The sequence below is a fragment of the Kitasatospora nipponensis genome (genome assembly GCF_039528135.1).
In the GTDB taxonomy this organism is placed as follows: Bacteria; Actinomycetota; Actinomycetes; order Streptomycetales; family Streptomycetaceae; genus Kitasatospora; species Kitasatospora nipponensis.
Map to the genome: position 1 here is coordinate 1 of NZ_BAAALF010000467.1, position 1,316 is coordinate 1,316.

1 protein-coding gene is annotated in these 1,316 nt (G+C 68.3%); it reads left to right on the plus strand.

The genetic code is table 11. From position 1 onward, the window contains the following. Positions 1 to 1,316 (plus strand): condensation domain-containing protein (locus ABD323_RS41240; protein WP_344447223.1); only part of this gene is annotated, 1,316 nt, incomplete at both ends.

The window sequence follows — 1,316 nt, forward strand, 5'->3', positions numbered from 1 at the left end:
GGTGCTGCGCACGGTCTTCGCCGCCGACGAGAACGGCGAGCCCTACCAGCGGATCCTGGGCATGGACGAGCTGACCTGGGAGCTGGAGACGTCCGAGGTCGCCCCGGCAGAGCTGAACGAAGCACTTGCTCGGGTGGCGGGTCACGCATTCGACCTCGCGGTCGAAATCCCCTTCCAGGCATCGCTGTTCACGACTGGTGCGAACGAGCACGTGCTGGCAGTGGTGAGCCATCACATCGTGGCCGATGGTTGGTCGATGGGTCCGCTGGCTGCCGATCTCTCGGTCGCTTATGCGGCCCGTTGCGAGGGTCGGGTGCCCGAGTGGGCTCCGCTGCCGGTGCAGTACGCGGACTACGCCCTCTGGCAGCGCGACCTTCTCGGCGACGAGCAGGACCCTGAAAGTCTGCTGTCACGCCAGATCACCTACTGGCGGAGTCAGCTGGCCGATGTGCCGGAGGAGTTGGGGCTGCCGTTCGACCGGCCTCGTCCGGCTGTGGCCAGCCACCGCGGCCACGCGGTGCCGTTGGAGGTTCCGGCCGAAGTCCACGCGAAGCTAACCGAGTTGGCGCGGGTCGAGGGCGTGACGATGTTCATGCTGCTGCACACGGCACTCGCCACCCTGTTCTCCCGGTTGGGTGCGGGTACCGACATTCCGATCGGCTCGGCGATCGCGGGTCGCACGGACGAGGCGCTGGACGGCCTGATCGGGTGCTTCGTCAACTCGCTGGTGATTCGCACCGACCTGTCCGGTGATCCGACGTTCCGCCAGACGCTCTCCCGGGTGCGGGAGTCCGGCCTGTCGGCGTTCGCCAACCAGGACGTGCCGTTCGAGAAGCTGGTGGAGGAACTGTCTCCGGCACGGTCGATGGCGCGGCACCCGCTGTTCCAGGTCGTGCTCACCGTGCAGAACAATGCGATGGCGAAGCTGGACCTCTCGGGCACGCGTATTGGCGGGCTGTCAGAGGAACACGAGATGGCCCGTTCGGCGGCGAAGTTCGACCTCGACGTGATCCTCGGCGAGGAGTTCGACGCCGAGGGACGGCCGGCCGGTCTGAACGGTGGTGTGACGGCGGCGGCGGATCTTTTCGATCCGGAGACGGCCGCTCGGATCACGGCCGGGTTCGTGCGGGTGCTCGGCCTGCTGGCCCAGGACGTGTCCCTGCCGCTCAGCGCGGTGGACGTCCTGGACGGGGCGGAGCGTCGTCGGGTCCTGGTCGAGTGGAACGACACCGCGGTGGAGACGCCGGCTTCGCTGGTGTGCGAGTTGTTCGCGGCGCGGGTGGCGGGTTCGCCGGGTGCGGTGGCGATCGTGGCCG